19 protein-coding genes are annotated in these 23,336 nt (G+C 72.0%); 5 read left to right on the plus strand and 14 right to left on the minus strand.

The genetic code is table 11. From position 1 onward, the window contains the following. Positions 1-4 precede the first annotated feature (4 nt). From ACFPCV_RS13715 to ACFPCV_RS13775, 13 genes are read right to left on the minus strand one after another with little or no spacing between them, the layout of a single operon-like run. On the minus strand, positions 5-1,627 hold the full coding sequence (locus ACFPCV_RS13715) for an NADase-type glycan-binding domain-containing protein (RefSeq protein ID WP_378056497.1): 1,623 nt from the start codon (positions 1,625-1,627) through the stop codon (positions 5-7). After that, positions 1,624-2,175, minus strand: coding sequence for a phage tail protein (locus tag ACFPCV_RS13720; protein ID WP_378056498.1), 552 nt, complete (start codon positions 2,173-2,175; stop codon positions 1,624-1,626). The genes ACFPCV_RS13715 and ACFPCV_RS13720 overlap by 4 nt, the downstream gene beginning before the upstream one ends. Continuing rightward, positions 2,172-4,124, minus strand: coding sequence for a putative baseplate assembly protein (locus ACFPCV_RS13725; protein WP_378056499.1), 1,953 nt, complete (start codon positions 4,122-4,124; stop codon positions 2,172-2,174). The genes ACFPCV_RS13720 and ACFPCV_RS13725 overlap by 4 nt, the downstream gene beginning before the upstream one ends. Further along, entirely contained in the window at positions 4,124-4,531 is a 408-nt protein-coding gene (locus ACFPCV_RS13730) for a GPW/gp25 family protein (RefSeq protein ID WP_378056500.1), read from the minus strand. The genes ACFPCV_RS13725 and ACFPCV_RS13730 overlap by 1 nt, the downstream gene beginning before the upstream one ends. Positions 4,532-4,543: 12 nt before the next feature. Then, the gene (locus tag ACFPCV_RS13735; protein WP_378056501.1) at positions 4,544-6,985 is read right to left on the minus strand and encodes a phage baseplate assembly protein V; all 2,442 of its coding nucleotides are present in this window, start codon (positions 6,983-6,985) and stop codon (positions 4,544-4,546) included. Further along, positions 6,982-7,815, minus strand: a complete 834-nt coding sequence (locus tag ACFPCV_RS13740) for a hypothetical protein (protein ID WP_378056502.1) — start codon at positions 7,813-7,815, stop codon at positions 6,982-6,984. The genes ACFPCV_RS13735 and ACFPCV_RS13740 overlap by 4 nt, the downstream gene beginning before the upstream one ends. 1 nt (position 7,816) lies before the next feature. Continuing rightward, on the minus strand, positions 7,817-8,278 hold the full coding sequence (locus ACFPCV_RS13745) for a phage tail protein (protein ID WP_378056935.1): 462 nt from the start codon (positions 8,276-8,278) through the stop codon (positions 7,817-7,819). A 37-nt stretch (positions 8,279-8,315) separates the two neighbouring features. Next, positions 8,316-8,777 (minus strand): phage tail protein, encoded by a 462-nt coding sequence (locus tag ACFPCV_RS13750; RefSeq protein ID WP_378056503.1) that lies wholly within the window; start codon positions 8,775-8,777, stop codon positions 8,316-8,318. A 12-nt stretch (positions 8,778-8,789) separates the two neighbouring features. Beyond that, entirely contained in the window at positions 8,790-12,137 is a 3,348-nt protein-coding gene (locus ACFPCV_RS13755) for an eCIS core domain-containing protein (protein WP_378056504.1), read from the minus strand. Between the two features lie 15 nt (positions 12,138-12,152). Next, complete coding sequence (locus ACFPCV_RS13760) at positions 12,153-12,332, minus strand: DUF6760 family protein (RefSeq protein ID WP_378056505.1); 180 nt, start codon at positions 12,330-12,332, stop codon at positions 12,153-12,155. Beyond that, the gene (locus tag ACFPCV_RS13765) at positions 12,329-12,721 is read right to left on the minus strand and encodes a phage tail assembly protein (protein ID WP_378056506.1); all 393 of its coding nucleotides are present in this window, start codon (positions 12,719-12,721) and stop codon (positions 12,329-12,331) included. Before ACFPCV_RS13765 ends, ACFPCV_RS13760 begins: the two co-directional genes overlap by 4 nt. Then, a complete protein-coding gene (locus ACFPCV_RS13770; protein WP_184811162.1) occupies positions 12,718-13,185 on the minus strand; it encodes a phage tail protein in 468 nt (155 codons plus the stop codon). The genes ACFPCV_RS13765 and ACFPCV_RS13770 overlap by 4 nt, the downstream gene beginning before the upstream one ends. Before the next feature lie 29 nt (positions 13,186-13,214). Next, entirely contained in the window at positions 13,215-14,756 is a 1,542-nt protein-coding gene (locus ACFPCV_RS13775) for a phage tail sheath family protein (RefSeq protein ID WP_378056507.1), read from the minus strand. 182 nt (positions 14,757-14,938) lie between these two features. On the opposite strand from ACFPCV_RS13775, the gene ACFPCV_RS13780 reads away from it, so the two are divergent. Genes ACFPCV_RS13780 through ACFPCV_RS13800 form a run of 5 tightly spaced genes read left to right on the plus strand, consistent with a single transcriptional unit; the run spans position 14,939 to position 22,171 of the window. Continuing rightward, positions 14,939-15,577, plus strand: coding sequence for a Pvc16 family protein (locus ACFPCV_RS13780; RefSeq protein WP_378056508.1), 639 nt, complete (start codon positions 14,939-14,941; stop codon positions 15,575-15,577). A gap of 17 nt (positions 15,578-15,594) precedes the next feature. After that, positions 15,595-18,759, plus strand: coding sequence for a COG1361 family protein (locus ACFPCV_RS13785; RefSeq protein WP_378056509.1), 3,165 nt, complete (start codon positions 15,595-15,597; stop codon positions 18,757-18,759). 37 nt (positions 18,760-18,796) lie between these two features. After that, positions 18,797-19,828 (plus strand): hypothetical protein, encoded by a 1,032-nt coding sequence (locus ACFPCV_RS13790; RefSeq protein WP_378056510.1) that lies wholly within the window; start codon positions 18,797-18,799, stop codon positions 19,826-19,828. A 21-nt stretch (positions 19,829-19,849) separates the two neighbouring features. Next, positions 19,850-20,128: a hypothetical protein gene (locus ACFPCV_RS13795; RefSeq protein WP_378056511.1), complete on the plus strand. Its 279-nt coding sequence runs from the start codon at positions 19,850-19,852 to the stop codon at positions 20,126-20,128. Positions 20,129-20,170: 42 nt separating this feature from the next. Continuing rightward, positions 20,171-22,171 (plus strand): hypothetical protein, encoded by a 2,001-nt coding sequence (locus ACFPCV_RS13800; protein WP_378056512.1) that lies wholly within the window; start codon positions 20,171-20,173, stop codon positions 22,169-22,171. 66 nt (positions 22,172-22,237) lie between these two features. On the opposite strand, the gene ACFPCV_RS13805 is transcribed toward ACFPCV_RS13800, so the two are convergent. Then, positions 22,238-23,218 (minus strand): hypothetical protein, encoded by a 981-nt coding sequence (locus ACFPCV_RS13805; RefSeq protein WP_378056513.1) that lies wholly within the window; start codon positions 23,216-23,218, stop codon positions 22,238-22,240. Positions 23,219-23,336: the final 118 nt, after the last annotated feature.

Below are 23,336 nucleotides of genomic sequence, written 5' to 3' on the forward strand. Positions count from 1 at the left end.
GGCATCACTTGAGCGCGAAGAACTCCAGCTCGCTGATCGCCACCGTCTGCCGTTCCGTCCCGCTGTAGACGTCGACCACCTCGATGGTCACCGAGGTCACCAGCGTGGAGTTGGACAGCTGCAGGTTCTGCTCGCCCCGGGTGTCGATCGGCAGCACGTTCTCGCTCTTCCCGGTGCTGTAGGTGAGTCGCAGGATCGACGGGCGGCCGTTCTCCGTGAACTCGTCGGCCGCGCCGGAGTGGATGATGATCGAACGCAGCAGGTAGCTCTCGTCGAAGCGGACGGTGATCTTCGGCCGGTTGCCGCTCAGGTCGGCGGCCCAGTAGGTGTCGTCGTAGGTGTCGATGAGCAGCCTGGGCTCGTGCCCCGGGAGCGCGCTGAGCGAGGTCAGCGCCGCGGGCCGCACCGGGTCCATCGTGGGGACGATCTTGCGGTACAGCGCACGGGAGTTGTCGATGATCACGGCGCGGAACGGCGGGTAGAGGGCGTACACCAGGCCGAGGGTCAGGCCGAGGACCACGAGCGCGGCCCGGATCCGCCGGAAGGTCAGCCGCATCAGCCACGAGCGGCGGTTGCGGGTGCCCTTCGCGCCCGGCCTCGTGCCGAGCGGGTACTTCTTGCGCCGCCGCCGGAAGACGCGGCGCCACCACACCAGGCGCACGACTCCCGCGTCCGCCAGTGACTCGCCGCAGCGGCTGCAGAAGTTCCGCGACGGCGCGTTGCCCTCCCCGCAGGCAGCACACACCAGGTCGTCCGGTTCGAGCCTGCGGCTCGGCTTGGTCCGCACCACGGCACGCGTCTTCTTGATCGCGGGCGCGGGCATCAGCTCGGGCGGCTCGTCCGGCCGCGCGGTGGCGAGCCCGTCGACCGGCTGGGCGAGCGCGGACACCAGCTCCGGCGCGGGCGGCGGCGGTTCGGCGGCGACCACACCCTTCGCGTCCGCCGGTGAGGCAGTCGCGCCAGGCGACGACGACTTCGCACCAGGCGGCGCGGGCGGCGGCGTCTTCGCACCAGCTGGCGGCGGAGGCGGCGTTTTCGCGCCAGGCGGCGGAGGCGGTGCCTTCGCACCCGGCGGCGGAGGCGGCGGGCTCTTCGCGCCCGGCGGAGGCGGCGGAGGGGCCTTCGCACCAGGCGGCGCAGGTGGCGGCGTCTTCGCACCTGGCGGAGGCGGCGGAGGGGCCTTCGCACCAGGCGGCGCAGGTGGCGGCGTCTTCGCACCTGGCGGAGGCGGCGGTGGGGCCTTCGCACCAGGCGGCGGAGGAGGCGGTGCCTTCGCGCCCGGTGGCGGAGGCGGCGGCGTCCTCGCGCCCGGTGGCGCGGGCGAGGGCTCCGGTGCCGGTGGCGGTGGCGGTGGTTCCGCTTCGGACGCCCAGGTGGCGACCACGGCCGCCGACGGTGCGCGCGGTGCGACCTGGACACGGGCGGGCAGCCAGGACCGGACCTTCGCGCGCACCCGCTGCCACCAGGTCGGCTTCTCCTCGGCCGTGGGCGGCGGTTCCGCCACCACCACGACCACCTCCGGCGGCGGGGTCACCTTCTCGCCGTTCCACTCGAGGAACCGGCCGCAGTCGCCGCAGAAGGCGTGCGTCTCGTCGTTGTGGTTGCCGCACATCGCGCAGACGATCATGGGAGCACTCTCAGGGTGTGCGCGACGTGCACCGGCTTCGCGGCCCGGATCACCGCGGCCACGGCCTCCTCGGAGATCACCGACGGCTCACGCGTACGGACCACCACCCGCACCCAGTGCTCCCCGTCGTCGGGCACGTCCGGCCGGGGACGGGCCGACCAGGACACCCCACCGCTCTCCTCGATCTCGACGTCGCCGTCGAGCACGACCGCCAGATGCCTGCGCAGCCCCGCCATCGTGCCCCGCATGCGGAACAGGTCGACCGCCTCCGCGACCACCGCGCGCTGCGCCGTCATGGGCCAGCTCTCGTCGAGCAGCACACCGAACCAGCTCGACAGCCACCGCACGAACTCCTCCGGCGCGAGCAGCGGGTCGACGTAGGCGTGCACGCAGTCGATGACGTTGATCAGGGAGGCCAGCACGTCGTCGAACCCCGCCGTCCACCGCACGGCGCCCTGGCTGTCGGCGTAGACCGCGGGCAGGTAGTCGATCAGCGGGTACGGCGACGGGAGCGGCTGTTCCTCCGCGACTCCGATGAGCGCGGTCATGACTTCTCCACCCGCACCTGGTGGTCGTAGGAGAAGACCAGCCCGCCCGGCCCCACCTGCAGGCGCGTGCTCTCGTTCCCGCGCTCGCCGGTGACCGGGTTGGCGCCGTAGAGCCGGACGTCCTCGGCCACGTCCACCCCGCGCACGGACTGGAGCAACGCGAACACCTCCCCGTGGGTCACCCGGCGGCCGAAGGGCCAGCCGGTGCCGTCGGGCCCGCCGGTGAGCGGGTTCAGGTAGCCGTACAGCGCGCTCAGCGCCCGTGTCCTGATCTCCTCGGGGTCCAGCCTGGTCCGCGCCACGAGCCGGGCGACGACGGTGATGCCGCGGTAGCGCGGCGGTTCGACGAGCACCCTCGTGCCGACCAGGCGGACCTCCTCGAGCCGGTCCGCGATCCGCGCCAGCGTGGCCTCGCCCGGCACCAGGTCGGCGAAGGCCAGTTCGCCGCCCCGGTGTGCGGCCGCGGGCACCACCAGCACCTTGACCGAGCCCGTCGGGACGTCGTCCTCCCCCGCGGTCACGCAGTGGATCCGCGCCACCTCCGGTGCGGCCTCCCTGGCGATCGCCTCGTAGTCCTCCGCGGTCACCGCCCGGCTGCGGGTACGCAGCATGATCGGGCCGCGGGCCTTCGCCTCGTCGAGCGTCTCCCCGTCGACCCCGCCCGCGGCGGGATGCAGGTTCGTCACACCGGACACGAACGGGATGGACGCCTTGAGCGTGTCCACCGCGAACCGCGCGACGTTCCCCCGGACGCCGCCGCCGTGGTAGTAGCTGCGCATCCGGACCCGGGTCCCCCGCGCGGGCACGGCACCGTGCCTGCGCAGGCTGCCGTCGTCGAGACGGGTCGCCGGGCCGAACTCGACCTCGCCACCGACCGCGTCCAGCACGAAGTGCCGGTCCTCCGGCCCGGACGCGGCGAAGTTCTCCACCGCCGTCCACTCCTGCCAGCCATCGTCGGTCGCCACCTCGAGCACGGGCGCGTGACCGCCGGCGAGCACCGGGCCGCGCAGCAGGGAGAACCGCTGCCCCGGCGTGCCCTCGGACTCGCCGAGCTCCTCGAACTCCACCAGCTCGCCGTGCACCGCGGTCGCGGACCCGCCGACGGTGCCCGCGCGCATGGACCGGATCACCGGGCTGGAGCTGTACGCGGGCTGGCCGGGAAGCGGTTCGACCACCCTGATCCGCAGCCACCCGGCACGCTGCTCGTCGATCACGCTGGCGCGGTGCCCTTCCGGCACGTGCACGACCACGCGCCCCGGCCGGTTCAGCCCGCCGGTCTCGTCGGTGGTCAGCTCGCACTCGGTCCAGTCGTCACCGGTCCACGCCTCCCACACGATCGGCGGGTGCAGCGGGTTGACCCCCACGCCCGAGGTCCTGCTGTCGACGTCGATGCGCACCGCGCACGACGGGGCCTCGTCGACGAGCCCGATCAGCAGCACGTCGTCCAGCTGGGGCGGCTCACTGAACGCCGCGAACTCCTTGCCGAGCTCGACCACACCGGTCTGGTTCTCGCTGCCGACGCCGGTGCCGCGGATCCGCCGCACCGCCGCGAGGGCCGTCGGGCGCAACGGCAGGTCCGCCACGGTGGAGAAGACGATCGCCTCGTCGCTCTCGGTGCGTGTGGTGGACACCTTGGTGCCCGCCCGGATCACCAGCGGCGCCCTGGCCGGGGTCGACAGCCAGAACGTCACACCCACCTCGGCCGGGGTGGGTGGCAGCATGCGCAGGCCCAGCAGCTCCAGGAACTTGACGTAGAGGCGGTCCGGCACCCGGTTGAGGCGGTAGCAGAGCTGCTCGGTCATGAACGCGAACGTCTCGATGAGCGTGACGCCCGGGTCGGACACGTTGTGGTCCGTCCACTCCGGACACCGCCGCATCACGTACTTCTTCGCGTCGTCGACGAACTCCTGGAAGCGGCGGTCGTCGAGGCTCGGTGCGGGAAGGACCATCAGTAGTCTCCCTCGTCGGGAATCGTGTAGAAGGGGTGGACGAGGTTCCGTTCGTCGTTCTCACCCTTGATCCGGTACGTGATGTCGATGAGCAGGAGGGACGGCTGGTCGGGGTCGGCCCGGACGGTGACGTCCTCCACGGTCACCCTCGGCTCCCACAGGTCCAGCGCGGTCCGGACCTCGCTCTCGACCGCCGCGAACACCTCGACGCTCGCTCCCTCGAACGTGAAGTCCCGCAGCCGGGACCCGAACTTGGGACGGAACGGCCGTTCGCCCGGATAGGTGTTCAGCACCAGCGCCATCGCCTGTTCCAGCTTGCGCGGACCGCTTGCCGTGGCGACGGTGCCGTTGACCGTGAAGTCGAGCGGGAACGACCAGCCCTGGCCGACGAACTCGTCGTGCAGCAACGGGAACCCCTCTCAGATCGGGACCGGGACGCCGTTGACGGTCAGCAGGCCGACGACGTTGACGTTCTCCGCGGCGAGCGTGATCGTGCCGGTGGCGGAGATGGCCATCCCCGCGCCGCCGTTGATCATCGCGGCGCCCGCGGTGCCCGCGCTCAGGTACACCAGCCCGTTCTCTGCCGACAGGGAGATGCTGGGCATCGGGTTGACCGACGTGCCGGGCACCATCGCCGCGTTGATGCTCACCCCGGCGTTGACCTGGTCGACGGTCACGGACACCTCACCGTTCTGGCTGCCCAGCCGGACGGAGGAACCGATCGCGGGAGTGCCGAGCCCGGCACCCGCGACACCGCCGCCGGTCGTGCCGCCGGCGTCGCTCGTGCTCGCCGTGCTCGTGCCGCCAGAGCCCTCCTGGCCCCCGGTCCCGCCCGCACCGAGCCCGCCGCCCGCGGCCCCGCCCATCGGCAGCGGCACGTCGTAGAACAGCAACGAGTTGCCGGTGCTCGACACGAAACCCCGGTGGTGCACCTCGCTGACCATCCCCGGCGCCACCACCGATCCCGCGGCGGATCCGCCGCCGCCGCTGATCCCGCTGAGCCCGTCGGCCACCGAGTCGGCGGCGTCGGTGTACATGGCGAGGTTGGCGTCGGCCAGTTCGCCGTACGTGTCCCCGGCAGCGCTGGTGTCGACGAGTCCGCCGGTGGCGAAGCCCGCCGTGCCGGTGACGTTGCCGACCACCTTCTTCGCGAGCCCGGTGCCCATGGTCATCTGCGCTTTGAACGTGTCCGCGAGGTTGGTGAAGATGTTCGCGTCCTCGTTCAGGATGCTGTCGACGATGCCCCCGACGAACTCGCCGCCCGCCTGCAGCGGCCCGGAGGCCGAGACGTCCCACTGGGTGAGGTTGTTCATCATCCCGCCGAGCACGTACGGCCTGCGGATGTCGCCGAACTCGAACGCCACCAGCACCTCGTCGCCGACCTCCGGCAGGAACATCGCGCCGGTCTTCTGCCCGGCGACGAACTGGATGTTCGGCGCCCAGTCGGTCTCGAAGTCCGGGGACAGCCACGGCAGCGTGAGTTTCATCCGGCCCTTGGCCAGCGGGTCGGCGCAGTCGCTGACCACCCCGCACACCACCCCGGACATCCTGGCCCGGTCCGCGCCGGGCGCGGTCGCCCTCGACGCCAGCCCGACCATCGTGCGGTCCTGCCTGCCGTGGGCCGAGAAGATCACCCGGTACCCGAACTCGACGTCGTCGAACACGTGCCTGGCACGGGAGACCCGCCAGGTGCCCCCGAACTCCGCCTGTACACCGGAGATCCTGAGCACCGCCCCGGGCTGCACGGCCGCGTTGCCCTTCACCTCGCCCTCCGCCTCGGCGAACGTGCTGCCCGCCGCGGTGCCGAACGCCCCGGCCACCGTCGGACCGGCCGTCGGCATCGCCGACGCGCGGGCGAAGGGCCGGTCGGACCGGATGTTCGCGGTGGCGCTCGGCTGCGGACCGAGGTAGCCGACCGGCGAACCCAGCATGCCGCCCAGCGCGCTCCCCGCGGCGCCCGTACCACCCGCACCGGCACTGCCCAGTCCGCCGAGTCCACTCGCGACACCACCGAGGTCACCGGCCGCCAGTGCGCTGCCGACGCGCCCGAGAGCGCCAAGGCCACCCGGCCGGCCGGTCGAGGTGAACCGCTGTCCCAGCGACCGCGGCGAGTGCTCGCCGCCCGAGACCATCGAGACGTTCTCCGCCACCGCCTTGCGGGCGAGGGGATCCCACACCCGCACCTCGACGTCGGGGGTCAGGTTGCCCGCCGTGATCCGGGGCCGGAAGCTGATCAGGTCGTCCGGGTACCGGATCGCGACCTCCTGCGCGGCGCGGCCCGCGCCCGACGGGTGGAAGTGGAACTCGCCCGCCACCACACCGAACTCGCAGCCGGTCTCCCGTGCGCGCGCGTCCAGGAACTCCCAGTCGGTCTGGTTCACCTGGGCGAGGTAGCCGTGGGTGAAGCCACTGCACCGCACGTCGCGCACGGTCAGCCCGGCCTCGGTCGCGATCCGCCGTGCGACGTCGGCGTCGGTCACGTTGACGAAGCTGCGGCTGCGCCTCGCGCGCTGCAGCCGGTGCTCGGCGGTGTAGCCCCGGACGATGGTGCGCTGCGTCATCCCGCGGATCTGTGCCTCGAGCCCGGTGACCTCGCCGGTGAGCAACGTGAGCGCCGCACCGGCCGGGCCCGCGCCGGTGATCGTGACCGCCGAGCCCATCGAGATCCGCGCCTCGCGGAGGGTTCTGCCGTCCACGTCGAGGAAGGTCAGCTCGAACATGCCGGGCAGGTGCGCGTCGTTGTCGACCACCACCCGTTGCAGCCGGACCGCCAGGTCGGCACGCAGCGGCGTGCCGTCGACCGCGACGGTCGGCCGCCCAGTCGCCTCGACGTTGGCGACGCTCTCTTCCGTGTCGGTCATCGGGTCCGCACCTCCTGTGTGTTGCCCGCGGGCGGGATCGCCAGCCGCCGCCCCGGCCGTACCCGCAGGGGGTCGTCGATGCGGTTCGCCTCGGTGACCGCGCGCCAGGCGTTGGGGCTGCCGTAGGCGCGGTTGGCGATCTGCACCACGTTCTCGCCCTGGGTCACCAAGTGGCGGGTGTGCCCCGGCACCCCGCCGGAGGTCGGGTTGGTCCTCGGCTTGTCCACGACGTACTCGACCAGGGTGAGATCGACCGTGGCCCAGACCGGGATCCCGTAGTCGTCGAACCTCTTGTACTTGGCGGTCACCTTCTCGAGCGTCACCGGCAGGTTGCGTCCCGCCGGGCCGGAAAGCCCCCAGCTGAACAGCAGGACCGGCAGGCGGAAGAACACCGGAGTCGATTCGGCCACGTCCATGCCCTTGGTCGCGGACCCCGGGGCCCCGCCCGTGGCCGCGGCCGCGGCCGACTTGATGGCGGTGGCCGCGCTGATCGACTTGAGGTGCAGGGCGTCCTCGGCGCTGATCGGGGCGGGAGTGGCCCACTCGATGAGCTGGTCCACAGCGGACTTGGTGGAGGCGACGCCGAACAGGTGCGCGCCGGACAACGACCACCGGATGTTGCCGGTGCCCCGCAGCGCTTCCTGGAAGCTGTGGGTGACCACCCCCCGCCTGCCCTCGGTCGTGTTCCGCTTGTCCACGCTCACCGACTCCGGGTTGAGCCCGAACGTCACCGGGAACCCGCCGGACTGGGCGGTCAGGCTCGCCTTCGCGTTGCCGGTGACCAGGCCCGCGACGTTGGTGAGGTTGGAGATGAGGTGCCCGGCGGCCATGTCACAGGAACCCTTCGTGCACGAGCTCGAGGGTCTCGGTGGCCACCTTCGCCTTGTCCGCGTCCAGCGACGGCCCCGTCCAGCCGGTGGGGTACACGTTGCGCAGCTCCCAGGAGGTGACCTCCTGCCACTCCGCGTCGAGCAGGCGGATCGTCGCCTCGTCCCCGAAGAACAGGCCCGCCATCGCGTGCAGGGCGCCCGGCTGGCTGAACGTGGACCACTTGTCCTTCACCCAGTCCCGCACCGCGGCGGACGACGAGTCGATCGCGCGGGTCAGCTTGACGGGCGAGTAGTCGACGTCCGCGAACAGGATCCGCTTGTAGGTGTACTCGCCGTGGTCGTAGAACCGGTGCACCGTGGCCTTGGCGTCCAGGCCGGTGCAGGACGACCAGTCACCGAGACTCACCCCGCCGACGGACACGCTGAACCGCATGGCCATGCCCATCGCGGGCCGTGCTCCCATTCGCGTCACATCGTTCTCCTCTCCATCACGTGCGCCGTCAGGCCCGCTGCGCGGCGGTCAGAAATCCGTTGTGGACAATCGTGAGCGTCTCCATCGCGACCCTTCCTGTCGTCGCGTCGAAGTCGCTGATCTGCCAGCCGGACGGGAACATCTCGCGCAGCGTCCACGTCGCCACCGGCACCCCGGCCGAGGTCAGCATGTCCACGGCGCCCTCCTCCGGGACCCCGCCCCGCGCCTGCACCTCGTTGAGCCATGCCTGGACGGCGGCCGTGCCCGCCGAGTCCGCCGCCCGGCTGAGCCTGATCGGGTCGAACCGCGGGATGGCGGCGAACCGGTCCACGTGGTCCGAGCTGCCCCGGCGGTACTCGGCCACGTCCCACTTGACCGCGAGACCGGACACCTTCGACCACGCACCGAGGTCGCGCGCCCCCGCGGTCACGGCGAACCGGTGCGCCATCCCGTGCAGCAACGTCCGGCCGTTGGACCTCGCCTCCTGCATGTGCCTCTCCTGTCAGCCGAAGTCGAGCAACGTGCCGGACCGTTCGCGGTCGACGACCATGTCGAACCGGATGCGGCTCACGAGCTCGTTGTAGATGCGCCCCGCCAGCTCCTCGAAGTCGTCGACGTCGTCGAGGTCGAACCATCTGCGCGGCGGCTCGTCGGCGAAGATCTCCGCGATCCCCTCGGCCAGCGCCGCGACGGTCCCGTCGGCCGGGCCGCCGCCGGGCCGGTTCCCGCCGCCGGTCGCGTCACCGCCGGGCCCGTCGCCGTCGTCGCCCGGTTCGTCCGGCCCGAACAGCGACGCGACATCCAGAACCGGCCTGTTCGACGCGGAGTCCTTGTACATCGCCAGCGCCTCCGCCATGCTGTGGCGCCTGCCGGTGGCGGTGCCGCCGGAGACGGTGCCGCCGATGGCGGTGGCGGGAACGATCTCCTCGTCCGCGCCTGTCCAGCCAACGGGCTGGTACCCGCCGCCATCGGGCCCGTCACCGCCGGTCCCGGCCCCACCACCCGGCTCCACCGGCCCGAACAGCGACGCGACATCCAGAACCGGCCTGTTCGACGCGGAGTCCTTGTACATCGCCAGCGCCTCCGCCATGCTGTGCCGCCTGCCGGAAACGGGGGTGCCGATGGCGTCGCCCACCTGCTGCTTGGCGCCGCCGACCGGGTGCACCAGCGCGGGCGGTGAGCCGCCCGCGCCACCCGCCACCCAGCGCTCGATCTCGACCGCGTCGTCCTCGAGCTGCTGCCCGGCGACGGAGCCAGGAGCGGGGAGGGCCGCCCCGAAGTCACGTTGCTGCGCCGCGTGTGTGAGTTCGTGTGCCAGCAGCGGCGCGGCCGAGGAGCTGTCGAGCGGACCCACGTCGTCCGGCAGGTACACCACCCGATCGTCGGTGTACCCGCGCGCACCGAGCCGGTGCGACATGGCCGTGACGTCCGGGCCGCGCCGCACCGTCACGTCCGAGACGTCGACACCGAGCGCGAGCGAGACCGGCCGCACCACCGACAACGGCGGACTCTCCTCGACGGTCCCCCGTCCGTCCGAAGTGGACGAACTGCCCGACGGCCCGTCCCCCATGGCGAACTGCGCCCGGCTCGACGGGACGTGGCTCAGTACAGCCGACCCGCCCGCCGCCCGCCGCCCTGTGCGCGGGGCGTCCCCGGCAGGCGCGAGCCGCCGGACGACCACGTCCTGGGTGACCGGATACCGCGCGTCCGGGTACGGCGCGAACGCCACGGCGCGTGCCCCGCGAGTCCGCACACCGCCGTACACCTCGGTATCCGCTTGCGAGGCACCCGAGGGAACATCGCCCTCCGGCGGAGGCGTCGTGGCGTCCGATGGCGATGGAGGTGGAACGGTCACCGGCCCAGCCGGTGGCGGAACGGGGACAGCACCGACCGGAACGCCGGGTGCCGACACCGCCGGGTGCGGCACGTCGCGGGAGGCCGCGAGTCCGGCGGCGGGTGTGCTGCGGATCTGGGGCCGCGGGACAACGAGCCGGGGCGCACCTTCCCGCGCGACGACGGATTCGTCCCGTCCATCGCCGTCAGGTCGCACGTCGCCCGTCGCCGCGCCAGTACGTTCGGCGGACCGTGGCGCCTCGCCACCCCGCACCGTCTCGTGCGACGCCATACGACCAGGAACAACGTTCACCGGTGCCACCAGACCCGGCACCTCACCCGTCGGCACCACGACACCCGGCACCACGACACCCGATACCCCGCCATCCGAACCCCCGGCACCCGGCACCACACCACTCAGCGCCGCCTCCGGCACCACACCCGGCACCGGCTCCGGCCGCGACTCCCGCTCCGACGCGGCACCCACCTCCGGCTCCCGCTCAAGCTCGGGCCGCAACACCGCGCCCGGCTCCCACACCCGCTCAAGTTCGGGCGACCGCACCGCTTCCGGCTCCGGCTCAAGCTCGGGCCGCAACACCGCCTCCGGCTCCCGCACCCGCTCAAGTTCGGGCGACCGCACCGCTTCCGGCTCCGGCTCAAGCTCGGGCCGCAACACCGCTTCCGGCTCCGGCTCAAGCTCGGGCCGCAACACCGCCTCGGGCTCCCGCACCCGCTCAAACTCGGCCGACCGCACCGCTTCCGACTCCCGCACCCGCTCAAACTCGGGCGGCCGCACCGCTTCCGGCTCCGGCCGTGGCTCCCGCTCCGACACGGCATCCACCTCCGGCACCCGCGCAAGCTCCCGCCCCAGCTCGGACCGCGGCACCACCTCCGGCTCCGGCAGCGGCTCCCGCTCCGGCACCGACCGCGGCCGTGGCTCCAGCTCCGGCCGTGCCTGCGGCCGCGCCGCCGGTTCCAGCCGCGGCACGGCATGGTTCGGCGTCATGCCCACCGGGGCATCGGGCATCGCCCGGTCCTGGGGCTCGCGGGCATCGGGACGTGCCAGCGCCCCGGCCTCGCGCCCCGGCACGTCCGCGGCGGGCGCGTCACCTTCCCCCGGCCCGCGCGGATCGCCCGGATCGTCGGTCGGCGCAGGCGTCGTGGCGGGCGCCGACCTGGGGGTCAGCCCCTGGCGGCGAGCCTGCGCGAGCGACGCACGCCGGGCGGGCGGGGCGGGCGAACGCGGCTCCGGCCCGGGAACAGATGGCGCGGGAAAGGACGGCTCGTGCACGGACGGCGTCGCGGCAGGCGGGGCGAACGAGGCGTCCATCCGCCCGTCGTCCGCGTGTTCCTCCTGCGCCGCCACAGGTTGCGGGCGCGGCTGGGACTCACCGTTGGTCTCCCGGTAGGCCTCCGCCAGCAGCCGGTCCTTCTCCAGGTAGGCCCGGTGCATGAACTCCGACGGCGTCCACGGCTCCGCCGGGACCACCGGCGGCGCCACCCACAGCGGCGCGGCCACGGTGAGCGGGCTCTCCGGCACGCTGCCGGCCCGGGCCGGCAGGACCCGAGGCTCGGTGTCCACAGCGGGCACCGGCGCGACGAGGTCGGCCGGGACCGCGGGCACGTCCTCCGACGGAACCGGCGCCGCGGCACCGGTTCCGTCGTCCCAGAGCCAGTCCGCGCCGTCGCCGGGCGTGGCGGGCCGTGGTGCGCGCCTGCGGACCGGCAGCGGCGCCCAGTCGTGGTGCGTGGCGGCACGACCGTCGTCGGACAGCGCGGTGACGAGCCCGTGCACCTGATCCACCTGGTCACCGCGGCGCGACAACGTCGGCGCGGGCAGTGTCAGGCGGTCGAGGACGCTGCTCCCGGAGACCGGAATCGTCAGGGGGGCACTCTCGGACAGGGTCGCGGGCAAGGGCGGCAGCGACCGCCACTCCTCGACGCGACGCGCCGGTTCCCGCTGGCCGGGCGCGGCCGCCGTCGGCCGCTCCCGGCGGCGCCACGGCCACCACTTCATCGCGCGGTCCTCCTCTCAGTACTGCTCCGGCAACTCGTCCGCGCGGGAGTTGATGGCGGCGATCTCCTGGATCACCCGTGTCCTCGTCCGGTGGTCGAGTTCGAGGATCGAGTCGAACGACCAGTGCAGGTAGTAGGCGATGTAGACGATCTCCTCCCACAACCGGTCGGTCTCCTCGACCGGTTGCCCGGTCACGGCGCGGCCTCACCGGCCACGTCGACCAGGAACCGGTGCTCGCAACTGGGGCACACGACCTCGCCCTCCGTGTGCCCCAGCTGGTTGACCCGCCGGTACAGGTCCTGCAGGAACGCGAGGTCGGAGGCGAACATGTGCTCGACGACGAACCGGTCGACCACGGGCACGGCACCGAGCCGGGTGACCGTCCGCATGATCAGGTAGATGGTCAGGTACGACCCGTTCTGCCGGACCAGCGGCTCGGCCTGCGCGGTGAGCTCGTCCTTCGCGGTCGCGAGCCGCAGCGCGCCCTCACGGTGCACCCTGCCGTCCTCGTCCACGTAACCGCGGGGCAGTGTGAACGGGAACTCGGTACGCAGCCCCGGCTGCTCGGTGACCGCGGTGGTCATCGCTGCTTGATGTCGATCTGCTCGCAGGTGAGCGTGACGGTCGCGATCGAGGCCTCGCTGCCGCCCGCCTTCATCCCCGAGATGTCCAGTTTGGACGGCCAGGCGTTGATCAGGTCGTAGGTCTGCTTGATCACCCCGGCCATGTCGAGCAGCATCAGGGAGCAGCTGCGCCGCGCGGTGGGCTGGCCTGCCAGCACCTCCTGGTGCCAGGTCCACAGCGCCAGATCCTGGTCGACACCACGCTTGAGCACCACCGTCGCCGGTTTGGTGCGGCCGAACTGCTTGGACAACGACACGCCGAGGCGGTTGCTCGACATGTACTCGCTGACCTCCACCTCGGAGGTGATGCCGGACAGCTCGGAGAAGGAGATCTCCGCCATCCGGTCCGCGGTGATCACGAACCGGGCCGCGCTGACGAGGGTGTTGGTGTTGGTGCTCGCGGTCGAAACACGGGGCAACGCCATGGTTCACACTCCAAACGTGCTGGGACTACTCATTCTTCGAGGGCTGGGCCCTGTGGCATCTGGGCGATGCGGAACACCACGAACTCGGCGGGCTTGACCGGGGCGACACCGATCTCGATGATCAGGTTGCCCGCGTCCCTGGACTCCGGCGGGTTGTTCTCCTCGTCGCACTTGACGTAGTAGGCGTCCGACGCGGCCCTGCCCATCAGGGCGCCGCTGCGCCAGATGCGTTGCAGGAACGCCCCGACGACCCGGCGGACCGACGCCCACAGGTACTCGTCGTTCGGTTCGAAGACCACCCAGTTGGTGCCGTTGAGGATCGACTCCTCGATGAAGTTGAACAGCCGCCGGACGTTGATGTAGCGCCATTCCTGGTCGCTGGACAGCGTCCGCGCGCCCCACACCCGGATGCCCTGGCCCGGGAAGGCGCGGATGCAGTTGATGCCGTTGGGGTTGAGCTGTTCCTGCTCCCCTCGGCTGATCATCGTCTCCAGGGAGACGACACCCCGCACGATCTCGTTGGCCGGCGCCTTGTGCACGCCCCTGGTCTCGTCGCTGCGGCCCCAGATGCCTGCCACGTGCCCGCTGGGCGGCAACGAGATCGGGCGGCCCGTCATCGGGTCGAGGGTGTTGATCCACGGCCAGTACAGGGTGGCGAACTTCGAGTCGTAACCGGCGATCTCGCCGCGCCAGTGCCTGATCTGCTGGGAGTTCAGGCCGGGCGGCGGGTCGAGGATCGCGACCCGGTCCGACATCAGCTCGCAGTGCGCGATCATCGCGAGCTGTACCGCCTGCACCCCCTCCATGTCGATCAGTCCCCGCTGGTAGGCCGACAGCAGGTCGGGGGCGAGCACCATCGTGATCTCGTCGATGGCCTCGAAGCCGCCGATGCCCGTGCGCGCCACCGCGTCACCGACATAGGTCTGCGCCGTCACCGCAACTTCCGGCCCGTTGGCGCCCAGCGACACCACCGTGTCCTTGCGCGGCGCGACCGCGGTGCCGGTCCTGCTCTGTTCCAGCGCGATCAGCTTGGACTGCTTGGCCACGACGGTGGCCACGTTCCTCGGCCCGCGCTTGACGGTCACGTTGTCGAACGACTCGACCACCTTGCCTGCCCGCAGCACGTCGAGGCGGAAGTTGTCCTCGCCTGCCTCTCCTGCCTCGGTCACTTCCGCGATGGCGACGGTGTACTGGCCCGCCTGCGCCGAGTTGAGCGCCTGCACGTCGAACGCGGCCGCGCCGTCCTGTTCGGACGCCGCCGGAATGGCCACGCGCCGGGCGGCCCCGCCGTTCTGGCCGGGGTCCGCCGTCTCGGGCAACCTGACGACGTAGGCCGTGCCGCCGCCGTTCAGGAAGTACCCGTACACCGAGTGCGGCAGGTAGGCGCCTTCGGTGAAGCCGCCGAAGACCCGGGTGTAGTGCGTCCAGTTGCTGATCAGTGTCGGCTCGGAGACGGGCCCCTTCTCGGCGAAGCCCACGAAGCCGGCGACGGCTGTGCCGACGCCTTCGATGGGTTTCGACCCGGAAGACACCTCTTCGACGTATACGCCTGGAGCCAGGTAGTTGGGCATCGACTCTCCCAGTTGGAGCGGGAACCACTGGTCACGAGCGTGCCCCGCACGCCGCGACGGCGCGGGGTGCGCGCGGCCAACGACACAGCCACCGCCGGTTGCCCGTCAGGACAACGGATTGTGGCCGTGTGGCGTGCCGTGACCGCGCTGTCGCCGCGACCGGCCCGTTGAACACTGCGAAGGTGCTGGCCGACATCGCGTCCTCCCTTCGTGCGTGGCTCGCCTCCGAACTGCCCCCGGGGACCGGGATCGGGTTCGATCCCCTCGGCGTCGTCGCGGGCATCGAACGCCGCCCCAGTGGCGCCGGGCTGGTCAACGTCTTCCTGTACGCCGTGTCCGAGGACCTCGAGGGGCTGGCGGGCACCCGGGTGCGCGTCGTCGACGAGGACGGCCGGGTCGCGGGCACGGTCTCCCCGATCCGCACGTACCAGCTCTCCTTCCTCGTGACCGCGTGGGCGGCCGACACGAACGAGGAGCTCGAACTGCTCGGCGCCGTGATCGGCGCCCACGCGGAGCGGGACAGCCTGAGCGGCGACCACCTGCGCGGTGGGCTGGTGCACATCGACACCGCACTGCCGATGCGGCTGGGGTGGGCGCCCACCGCGCACGCCGCCGAGGTGTGGAGCGCGATCGGCACGTCCATGCGCACGTCCCTGGTGCTGACCGTGTCCGCGCCCGCGCTGCCGCAGCGGGTGCGCCAGGTGGCGCCGCCGGTGCGCACGCGCGAGCTCGACGTGCACGACCTCACCAGGTCCCGGGACGCGGCGCCCTCGGCCGGGTCCCGGCGCCGCAGGCAACGCCCCACCATCGTCGAGCACTGAAACCCCGAGGAGCGAACGTGTCCCGCTACGCCACCGCGGTCCTGCTCGCGCTGATCGTGACGGTTCCCTTCCTGGGGCTCGGCGCGGATCAGCCCGGCGCCGCCCCTCCCGCCGAGCGGGTGGCCGAGCCGAGCCTGCTGCCCCCGCCACCGAGCCCTGAGCTCGAACCGTCCTACCGGGACGCCGTGTACGGCGACTTCCTGCTCGCGGGCAACAGCGTGCTGCGCTGCCCGGTCGACGGCGAGACCGCGGGCGACCACAGCCCACAGGAGTGCGCGGCGGCCACGTCCGGCGCGGACACCGGCGGCGGTCTTCTCGACAACCGGTCCAACAACAACGGCTACTACCTGCACCACGCCGACGTCGACGACCTGCCGGAGACGTTCGACGCCAGCACGGCCACGGTCACCGTGCCGCAAGGCGCCACCGTGCGGCACGCGCGGCTCACCTGGGGCGGGCACACCGGGCGGTTCATCGGGTTCTCCGGGATCAACTGCGTTCGCCCGCTGCTGTTGCAGGGCGAGGCGCCGCCACCGCCCGCCATGGCGGCGCCCGCCGACCAGCCCGTCACCGTCTCGGTCGGCGGTCGCGAGCCGGTGACGGTGAGCCACTCGGGCTTCCACACCACCGACGGCCTGACCGAGGCGAGCCAGGTCTACACCGCCTGGGCCGATGTCACCCAGGCGTTCACCGACGTGCAGGCGGGCGCCCCGGTGCCGGTCACGGTCGGCAACGTCTGGGTGCCGACCGGGCCGGGCTGCGCGGGCGGCTGGTCGGTGACCGTCGTGTTCGACCACGGGCAGCCCACCGCCGAGTACCCCCGGCCCCGGGTCGTCGACATCTACCACGACGACCTCCCGAGGAGCGGGGTGCTGCTGCCCGGGCTGATCGAGCCGCTGCTGCCCGGCGTGCCGCTGCTCGACGGCGTGCTTCCCGGCCTGGTGCCCGCGCTGACCGGCTCCCGGGTGCTGCTTCCCGGCCTCACCCCGCACCGCTCGGCCGCGGACGTCGCGATCGGTGTCACGGCGTTCGACGGTGACTGGCGGCAGGGCGAGGAGACCATGACCGTCGACGGCGAGCCGGTCGTCGAGCCGTGTTCGGCGGACGGTGCGGCGGACTTCTTCCGGTCCTGTGCCCTCGGCGCGGCCGACCCGCTGGTCCCCGGTGCGGAACCGGTCAACAACCTCGGCGTGGACGCCAAGACGGTCCGCCCCGCACTGGCCGACAACGACACGGGCGCCGTCGAGGTGGGACTGGACGCCGTCAGCGACTTCGTGGTGCTCGGCAACCTCGTGCTGTCCTCGGCCATCGACCCGTCGATCGCCATGACGATGACCGGGCCCGCCGAGCCGGTGGCCGAGGGATCGCTCGCCACGTTCGACGTCGTGCTCACCAACGACGGCGGCCTGCCACTGACCGGTCTCACCCTCCGGGTCGGGGCACCGGAGGACGGCACGCGCTGCGTGCCCGGTGTCCTGCCCGCGCTCGAACCCGGAGCGTCGACCACGGCGACCTGCGTCCGCCCGGTGACCGAGCAGGCCGCGTTCGACCTCCCCGCCGAGGTGACCGCGTCCTACCTCGCGGTCGCGGACGGCGCCGCGCGCACGGTGACGGCGCGGTCGACGGCGCGTGTCGAGGTGGTCCCCGCCGATCTCTCGGTGACCCGGATGCCGGACCGGCTCGTGACCCGCGCGGGGGCCACCGTGGAGTTCGCGGTGCGACTGCGGAACAACACGGCCGCGCCGGTGCACGACCTCGTCTACACCGACAGCGCGGCACCGGACTGCACAGCGCCCGGCGCCACCCTGGACGCCGCCACCACGATGGCGTTCACCTGCACCGTCACGGCACCCGGTGAGGCGTTCGAGAGCGGCGGCACGCTGCGGGGCACCACCGCGGACGGCAGTGTGGTCACGGTCGAGAGCGACCGGGTGACCGTCAACGTGATCGCACCGGCGGTCACGGTCGGGACGGTCGCCGAGCCGGACACGATCTACCGGGGCGGCACCACCGAATTGACGTTCACCGTCACCAACCCGGGCACCGACCCCGACGAGGCGCTCACGGACGTGATCGTCACGGCGGCGGACCTGTGCGCCGCCGAGCCGGTCGCCACGCTCGCCCCCGGCGAGAGCGCTACGACCTCCTGCACCGCCGCACCGACCGAGACCCGGGGCATCACCGCGACGGCGGCGGCGTTCGACGTCACCGGCGAGGCGGTGACCGGGACGGCCGACGAGGTGGCGGTCACCGTCCTGGAGCCGCTGATCGCGCTGCGGCAGGAGACCGACCGCACCGTCGTCCGCGTCGGCGAGGAGGTGGTCCTCACCTTCACCGTCGAGCACACGGGCACCGAGGCGGACGGGCCGGTGCGCGACGTGCGGGTCACCAGCCCCACCCTGCCGCCCGACTGCCTGCCCGACCCGGTCGCCGAGCTCGCGCCCGGCGAGTCCGCGTCGGTGTCGTGCCGGGCGGCACCCGACCGGACGTTCGACAACCAGGCGTTCGCGGCCGCGCTCGACCGGCTCGACCGGGTCATGCGGGTGGGCACGGCGCCCGCGCGGGTCGTGGTGATCAACCCGGCCATGACGATCAGCACCACCGCGGAACCCGAGACGGCCAAGCACGGCGCGCCGGTCGACTTCGCCGTGACCGTGCGGAACATCGGTGACGTGCCGCTGACCGTGGCGGTCACCAACGACAACGCACCCGACTGCGACTTCACGCTCGCCGGCGAGGGTTTGCGAGCTGGTGCGGCGAACGGGGTGCGGTGCACGGTCACCGCGCCGTCCGACGAGGGCACGACGGAACTGACCAACACCGCCGCCTACCGGGCGGAACCGTTGCCGGGCAGCGGCGACACCGGGCCACCGCTGGACGGCGCCGACGACGCCACGGTGCGGCTGGCGGCCGGGCAGGCCGAGGCGCCGCCCGCACCGGGCGACGATCCCCTCGACCCGGCCGGTGGCGGCGGCGTCGAAGGTGGCACGACCGGCGGAGACGCGGATCCCGCACGCCGGGAGGGTGCCGGGGCCGGGCTGGCGTGGACCGGGGCGAGCATCGCCGGGTACGTCGTCGGCGGTGTCGCGCTCCTGGTCGTCGGTGGCCTCGTCCTGCTGGTCACGTCGCGGCGGCGGCACGACCCGGACTCCGCGCTGTACCGCTGGTGGCCGGGTTCCTGACCGTCCGCACCGAAATTCCCCCAGAAAGGAAGCGACCATGGACTCTGTCCTGACCGACTCGCTCACGGTCCTGTGTGACAGCGGGCTGAGCGACCCCCGGCTGTTCTTCACCGCCGTCGGCGAGGTGCACGAGGAACTCGACCGGGCGGGTGCCGGTGCCGACTTCGACGCCTTCCGGTCCGCGCTCGCCGACCGCGCGAGCCGCGACGGCTTCGCCGAGGCAGCCGAGCGGTTCACCAGGTACCTCGAAGCCAACGGTGGCACCGAGATCGTGCGCAGGCTCGCCGAGGAGCGCGTCGACGACCTCGTCGCCGAGTACGAGCGGGTCCTCGCGGAGACCGGGGACGCCGCCGGGCCCGCCGCGCCCGGCGGCGGGTACGACGAGTCCGTGTGGACCGCCTTCGTCGCCGAGTACGGCGCGAGCTGGAACGGCGAGATGGAGACCTGGGACGCGTTCCGGACGTGGTTCCTCTACCACGCGGAGGAACGCGGGGTCGTCGCGCCGGCCACTGATTTCCTGGACTACGCGGAGGGCGAGTCCGACCGGGCCGCGTTCTTCGCCAGGTACGGCGTCGTCGTCGAGGCAGCGGACGCGGCCTCCGCGGACGGCACGGCGGAGGAGGACCCCGGGGCGTGGCAGGCGTTCCTCGCCGCGTACGGCCAGGACTGGAACGGCGCCGAGGAGAACTGGGCGGGCTTCACCCCCTACTTCCTGCACTACGCGGAGGAGCGGGGGGTGCAGGGCCTCGCCGCGGCGTTCATCGAGAACGCGCCGGACGACAACGACGAGCGCGTCCGGTACTTCGCCTCCTACGGGATCTCCGTCGGGGAGGAGGCGGGCGACGCCGCGCCCGCCGAGCACGACGAGCAGGTCACCGCGGCGGAGATCGCCGCGGCGGAGCAGCAGTTCGCGCAGGTCGCGGACGAGTCCGACCACGTGCCCGACGAGCACGAGGAAGCCGTCACCGAGGCGTTCGCCGAGCTGGTGAACCAGATGCCGGAGGCGGCGAACCTCACCAGGGAGCAGATGCGGGAACTGCTCGCGACCATCCCGCCAGAACACCTCTGACCGCCGGAAAGGACCACCCCGATGACCACAGAACAGGCCACGACCGACATCTCCGCGTTCGCAGGGCCCCTCCTGGAGAAGTTCCTGGAGCTCAAGGCCGTCCGCGCCGAGGAGGACGCCACGGTCACCGAGGCCGACGTCGCGATGCTGCTGGACGAGGTCCGGGAGACGGCCATCCGCCCGGCCTTGGCGGAGATCCTCGACACCGTTCCCGGCGCCGCGGACATGCCGCCGGAGGAGCTCAGCGCGCTCGTCGGAGAGGTGCTGACCGAGATCGTCATGGATGCACTCGGCGCCTGAGCGGTCGCCGGTACCTGAAACCCCCGAGAGGAGCACGAGACCATGACCAGCCCAGCCAAGGCGGACAAGTCCGCCGTCGCCGACGTGCTGCGCGCACGTGTCCGGCCCGCCCTGCTGAACCGCTTCGGGCGTGGCGGCAACGCGAACCGTCTGATGGTGGACGCCGCCGCGCTGGCGCCGATCGCCCAGGACGTCGCGGTGCAGGAGTTGGCCGACCGGATCCAGGACCAGGTCGACCCCGCCGTCGCCGAGGTGGTCGGGGAGTACCTGGTCGTGTTCGGCGACTACCAGGTCTACCTGACCGGCATGATCGGCCAGACCATGGAGCTCATCGCGATCTGCGACGCGCTGCGTGAGTACGAGTTCATCAACAAGACCGTCCACGGCGACGGAGCGAAGTCCGCCGCGAAGCTGCTGGAGAAGATCCTCAAGAAGCTGTACGACGTCCTCACCGAGCTGCACCAGCTCAAGGCCCGGCTGCCGCTGGTGACCGACCAGCCGGGCCTCGCGCCGTTCACGGCGTTCAACGCGAGGATGCGGGACCTGATCGAGGACACCAAGAGACAGGCGGAGGAGGTCGGCGCGGGGTTCGACGACGCCGTCGACTTCGAGCTCGTGAAGGCCATCGTCCGCAAGGACAAGCACTACAAGCTGGGCACGGCGTTCTACGCGGTCAGGTCCGGCATCGCGGGCATGTCGCTGGCAGGCGACATCTGCGGGCTGTTCCCCAACCCCTACACCACTCCCGTCAGCATCGCGCTGAGGAACGTCGCACGCGGTCTGTCCATCGTGGAGACGATCGTGCGCCGCCAGGCCTACGCGCTGTCGAACGAGAACCGGGTCGCGGAGTACCGCAAGAAGCACGCCGAGGGCGACAAGTGGGAAGCGCACACCGAGGACAAGACCTTGATGGCGCAGATGCTCGTGGACAAACGCAAGGCCGACCTGGAGCTGGCGCTGGTCTGCGCCGACGCGGCGATCGGCCCGGTCCTCGACCTGTTCGAGTACTCCGATCTCGCGTGGGACGTCATCCGGCGGACGATCGAGTCCACGTTCGAGGGCTACCTCGACGCGCGGATCGAACTGTTGAAGGAGGAGCTGGGCAAGACCTCGGAGGACAGCGTCGTCGTGCGGGCGGCGGACGTGTTCGGGGAGGCACTGCGCAACGAGTTCAAGCAGGACCTCTTCACGATCCTCAACCCGCTCAACGCTCTCAAGGCGGTCGCGGGGGCGGCGGTGTCCAGCCTCGGCACCAGCATCGCCACCCTGATCTGGGAACACCTCCCCATCGACCCGGGGCAGGCGGTGGACGGCGCCACGCTCAAGGCGCAGATGGACGAGCTCGCGGAGAAGCTGGTCTCCGGCATGCCGAAGCGGGACGAGGCGTTCGCCGCGAAGGTGGCGGCCGAGGAGAAGGCAGCTGAGCGGCCGACCGCGGACAAGGACGGCAGGGCGGTCGAGAAGGTGCTCAGCGGCGTGCTCGTCGACGACGACGGCAAGGCCTACCGGCTGGTGCGGATCGACGGCGCGGTGGGTGCGCTGTACCTGGAGCACCTGGACTTCCGGCCGGGGCAGGCCGACGACGAGGTCCTCGCGCCCCTCGCGGTGCTGCCCAAGGCCGACGACCGGGCCCGCGCGATCGACGAGGTCGACCTCACCGTCGGTTTCACGCTCGGCCACCCGGCGCCGGCGGGCATGACCGCCACCAGGCACCTGTGGGTCCGCATCGGCGTCATCTGGGGCTACCTCGACACCGAGACCGAGAAGTTCTGGCCCGCCACCGTCGACCCGGCGGGGTTCGCGAACTGGCGGACCCGCAAGATCGTGCCGGACGGCTACTACGAGGGCGGCGAACACGTGAAGGGCAAGTGGTACCGGCCGTTCCCCGAACACCACGCCGGGTTCTACCTGTTCAAGCACAAGGGCACGGACGAGATGGAGTGGGCCCGGTCCCAGGACAACACAGGCTCGGGCCGCGGCGCCAACAACACGATCGCAGGGCTGACGAAGCCGTCCGACCGGTTCGACCTCGCCCGCCTCTGACCACCGCGAAACGGTCGGCGGTGGCAACGCGCCACCGCCGACCGTTTCGTGTGTACCACGCGGCGATCACACCCAGGGCGCGACCGGGAACCACGGGATGATGTCGAGCATGGCGAGCAGCCGGACGTCCCAGTACAGGACCAGGAACACACCCGGGATGATCAGCGCAGCCCCGGTGAGCACCGTCAGGCGCTGGGGGTCCGCGGACAGCCAGCGCTGGAGCCGCCCGCTCGTGAAGGCGATGATCAGCATCAGCACCGCGAGCACCACGATGTTGCCGACCGACTGGAGCACGAACGCGCCCGCACCGTACAACGGGTTGCCGGACTCCGCCGCGTCCCGGAACAGCATGCGGAACAGCGGGAACGGCCTGCCGATCAGGAAAGCCCCCACCAGCGCGCCCATGAACACCAATGGCGCGTTGGGGAAGCGCGGCGCGATCCGGGCGAAGGGGTCGCGCACGAACCCGAGCGAGGCCAGGCCGAGGTAGGCCATGACCACCCCGATCAGGCCGAACACCACCATCGACTGACCGAGCCTGCCGGGGATCTCACCCGGCTGGCTCGCCGCGGTGTCGAACTGCGGCATGCCGGTGCCGACGAGGCCGACGACCACGCCGTACACCGCGGACACCACCACCATGCCGACGGCGAGCCACAGCATGGGCCGCAACGTGGTCAGCACCCGCTGCCACCGGCCGCCAGCACCACCGACCATCGGTGCGACGGTGCCGAACACCGCGATGTTGCAGGCGGTGAACGTGCCGGCGAGCCCGGAGACGAACGCGAACACGATGCCCGCCGCCGCGCCGGCGATGGCCGTCTCCTTCGCGTCGTGGCCCAGCATCGCGTTGGCCACGCTGTCCCCGATGACGCTGTCCACGAAGGACGCCGACCAGATCACGGTCAGCAGGAATCCGGCCAGCACGCTGAACCCGACGACCTTCCACCGCCGCCGGGGGAAATGGCCGTTGACGAACGCGCTCGTGGCCGCGGCGGGCGTGACCGGATCGGCGGCCGACACCTCACCGGAATCGGCGGCCGACACATTTTCGGCAGGCTGGCCCGATCGTAAACTACTGGACATCACGTCACCTCTCACAGGGATACCATTCGCCGGTCACCCATTCCCGTGATCTACGAAAACCGGCGAATCGACGGTATCC

Source organism: Actinophytocola glycyrrhizae, from assembly GCF_042653545.1.
In the GTDB taxonomy this organism is placed as follows: Bacteria; Actinomycetota; Actinomycetes; order Mycobacteriales; family Pseudonocardiaceae; genus Actinophytocola; species Actinophytocola glycyrrhizae.

Excerpts from the sequence above, each read along its gene's own strand:
- ACFPCV_RS13755 (WP_378056504.1), bottom strand. The coding sequence starts at position 12,137 with ATGAAGTGGTGGCCGTGGCGCCGCCGGGAGCGGCCGACGGCGGCCGCG.
- ACFPCV_RS13790 (WP_378056510.1), top strand. The coding sequence starts at position 18,797 with ATGGACTCTGTCCTGACCGACTCGCTCACGGTCCTGTGTGACAGCGGG.
- ACFPCV_RS13750 (WP_378056503.1), bottom strand. The coding sequence starts at position 8,777 with ATGCAGGAGGCGAGGTCCAACGGCCGGACGTTGCTGCACGGGATGGCG.
- ACFPCV_RS13745 (WP_378056935.1), bottom strand. The coding sequence starts at position 8,278 with ATGGGAGCACGGCCCGCGATGGGCATGGCCATGCGGTTCAGCGTGTCC.
- ACFPCV_RS13765 (WP_378056506.1), bottom strand. The coding sequence starts at position 12,721 with ATGACCACCGCGGTCACCGAGCAGCCGGGGCTGCGTACCGAGTTCCCG.
- ACFPCV_RS13770 (WP_184811162.1), bottom strand. The coding sequence starts at position 13,185 with ATGGCGTTGCCCCGTGTTTCGACCGCGAGCACCAACACCAACACCCTC.
- ACFPCV_RS13740 (WP_378056502.1), bottom strand. The coding sequence starts at position 7,815 with ATGGCCGCCGGGCACCTCATCTCCAACCTCACCAACGTCGCGGGCCTG.
- ACFPCV_RS13735 (WP_378056501.1), bottom strand. The coding sequence starts at position 6,985 with ATGACCGACACGGAAGAGAGCGTCGCCAACGTCGAGGCGACTGGGCGG.
- ACFPCV_RS13795 (WP_378056511.1), top strand. The coding sequence starts at position 19,850 with ATGACCACAGAACAGGCCACGACCGACATCTCCGCGTTCGCAGGGCCC.
- ACFPCV_RS13720 (WP_378056498.1), bottom strand. The coding sequence starts at position 2,175 with ATGACCGCGCTCATCGGAGTCGCGGAGGAACAGCCGCTCCCGTCGCCG.
- ACFPCV_RS13725 (WP_378056499.1), bottom strand. The coding sequence starts at position 4,124 with ATGGTCCTTCCCGCACCGAGCCTCGACGACCGCCGCTTCCAGGAGTTC.
- ACFPCV_RS13800 (WP_378056512.1), top strand. The coding sequence starts at position 20,171 with ATGACCAGCCCAGCCAAGGCGGACAAGTCCGCCGTCGCCGACGTGCTG.
- ACFPCV_RS13775 (WP_378056507.1), bottom strand. The coding sequence starts at position 14,756 with ATGCCCAACTACCTGGCTCCAGGCGTATACGTCGAAGAGGTGTCTTCC.
- ACFPCV_RS13715 (WP_378056497.1), bottom strand. The coding sequence starts at position 1,627 with ATGATCGTCTGCGCGATGTGCGGCAACCACAACGACGAGACGCACGCC.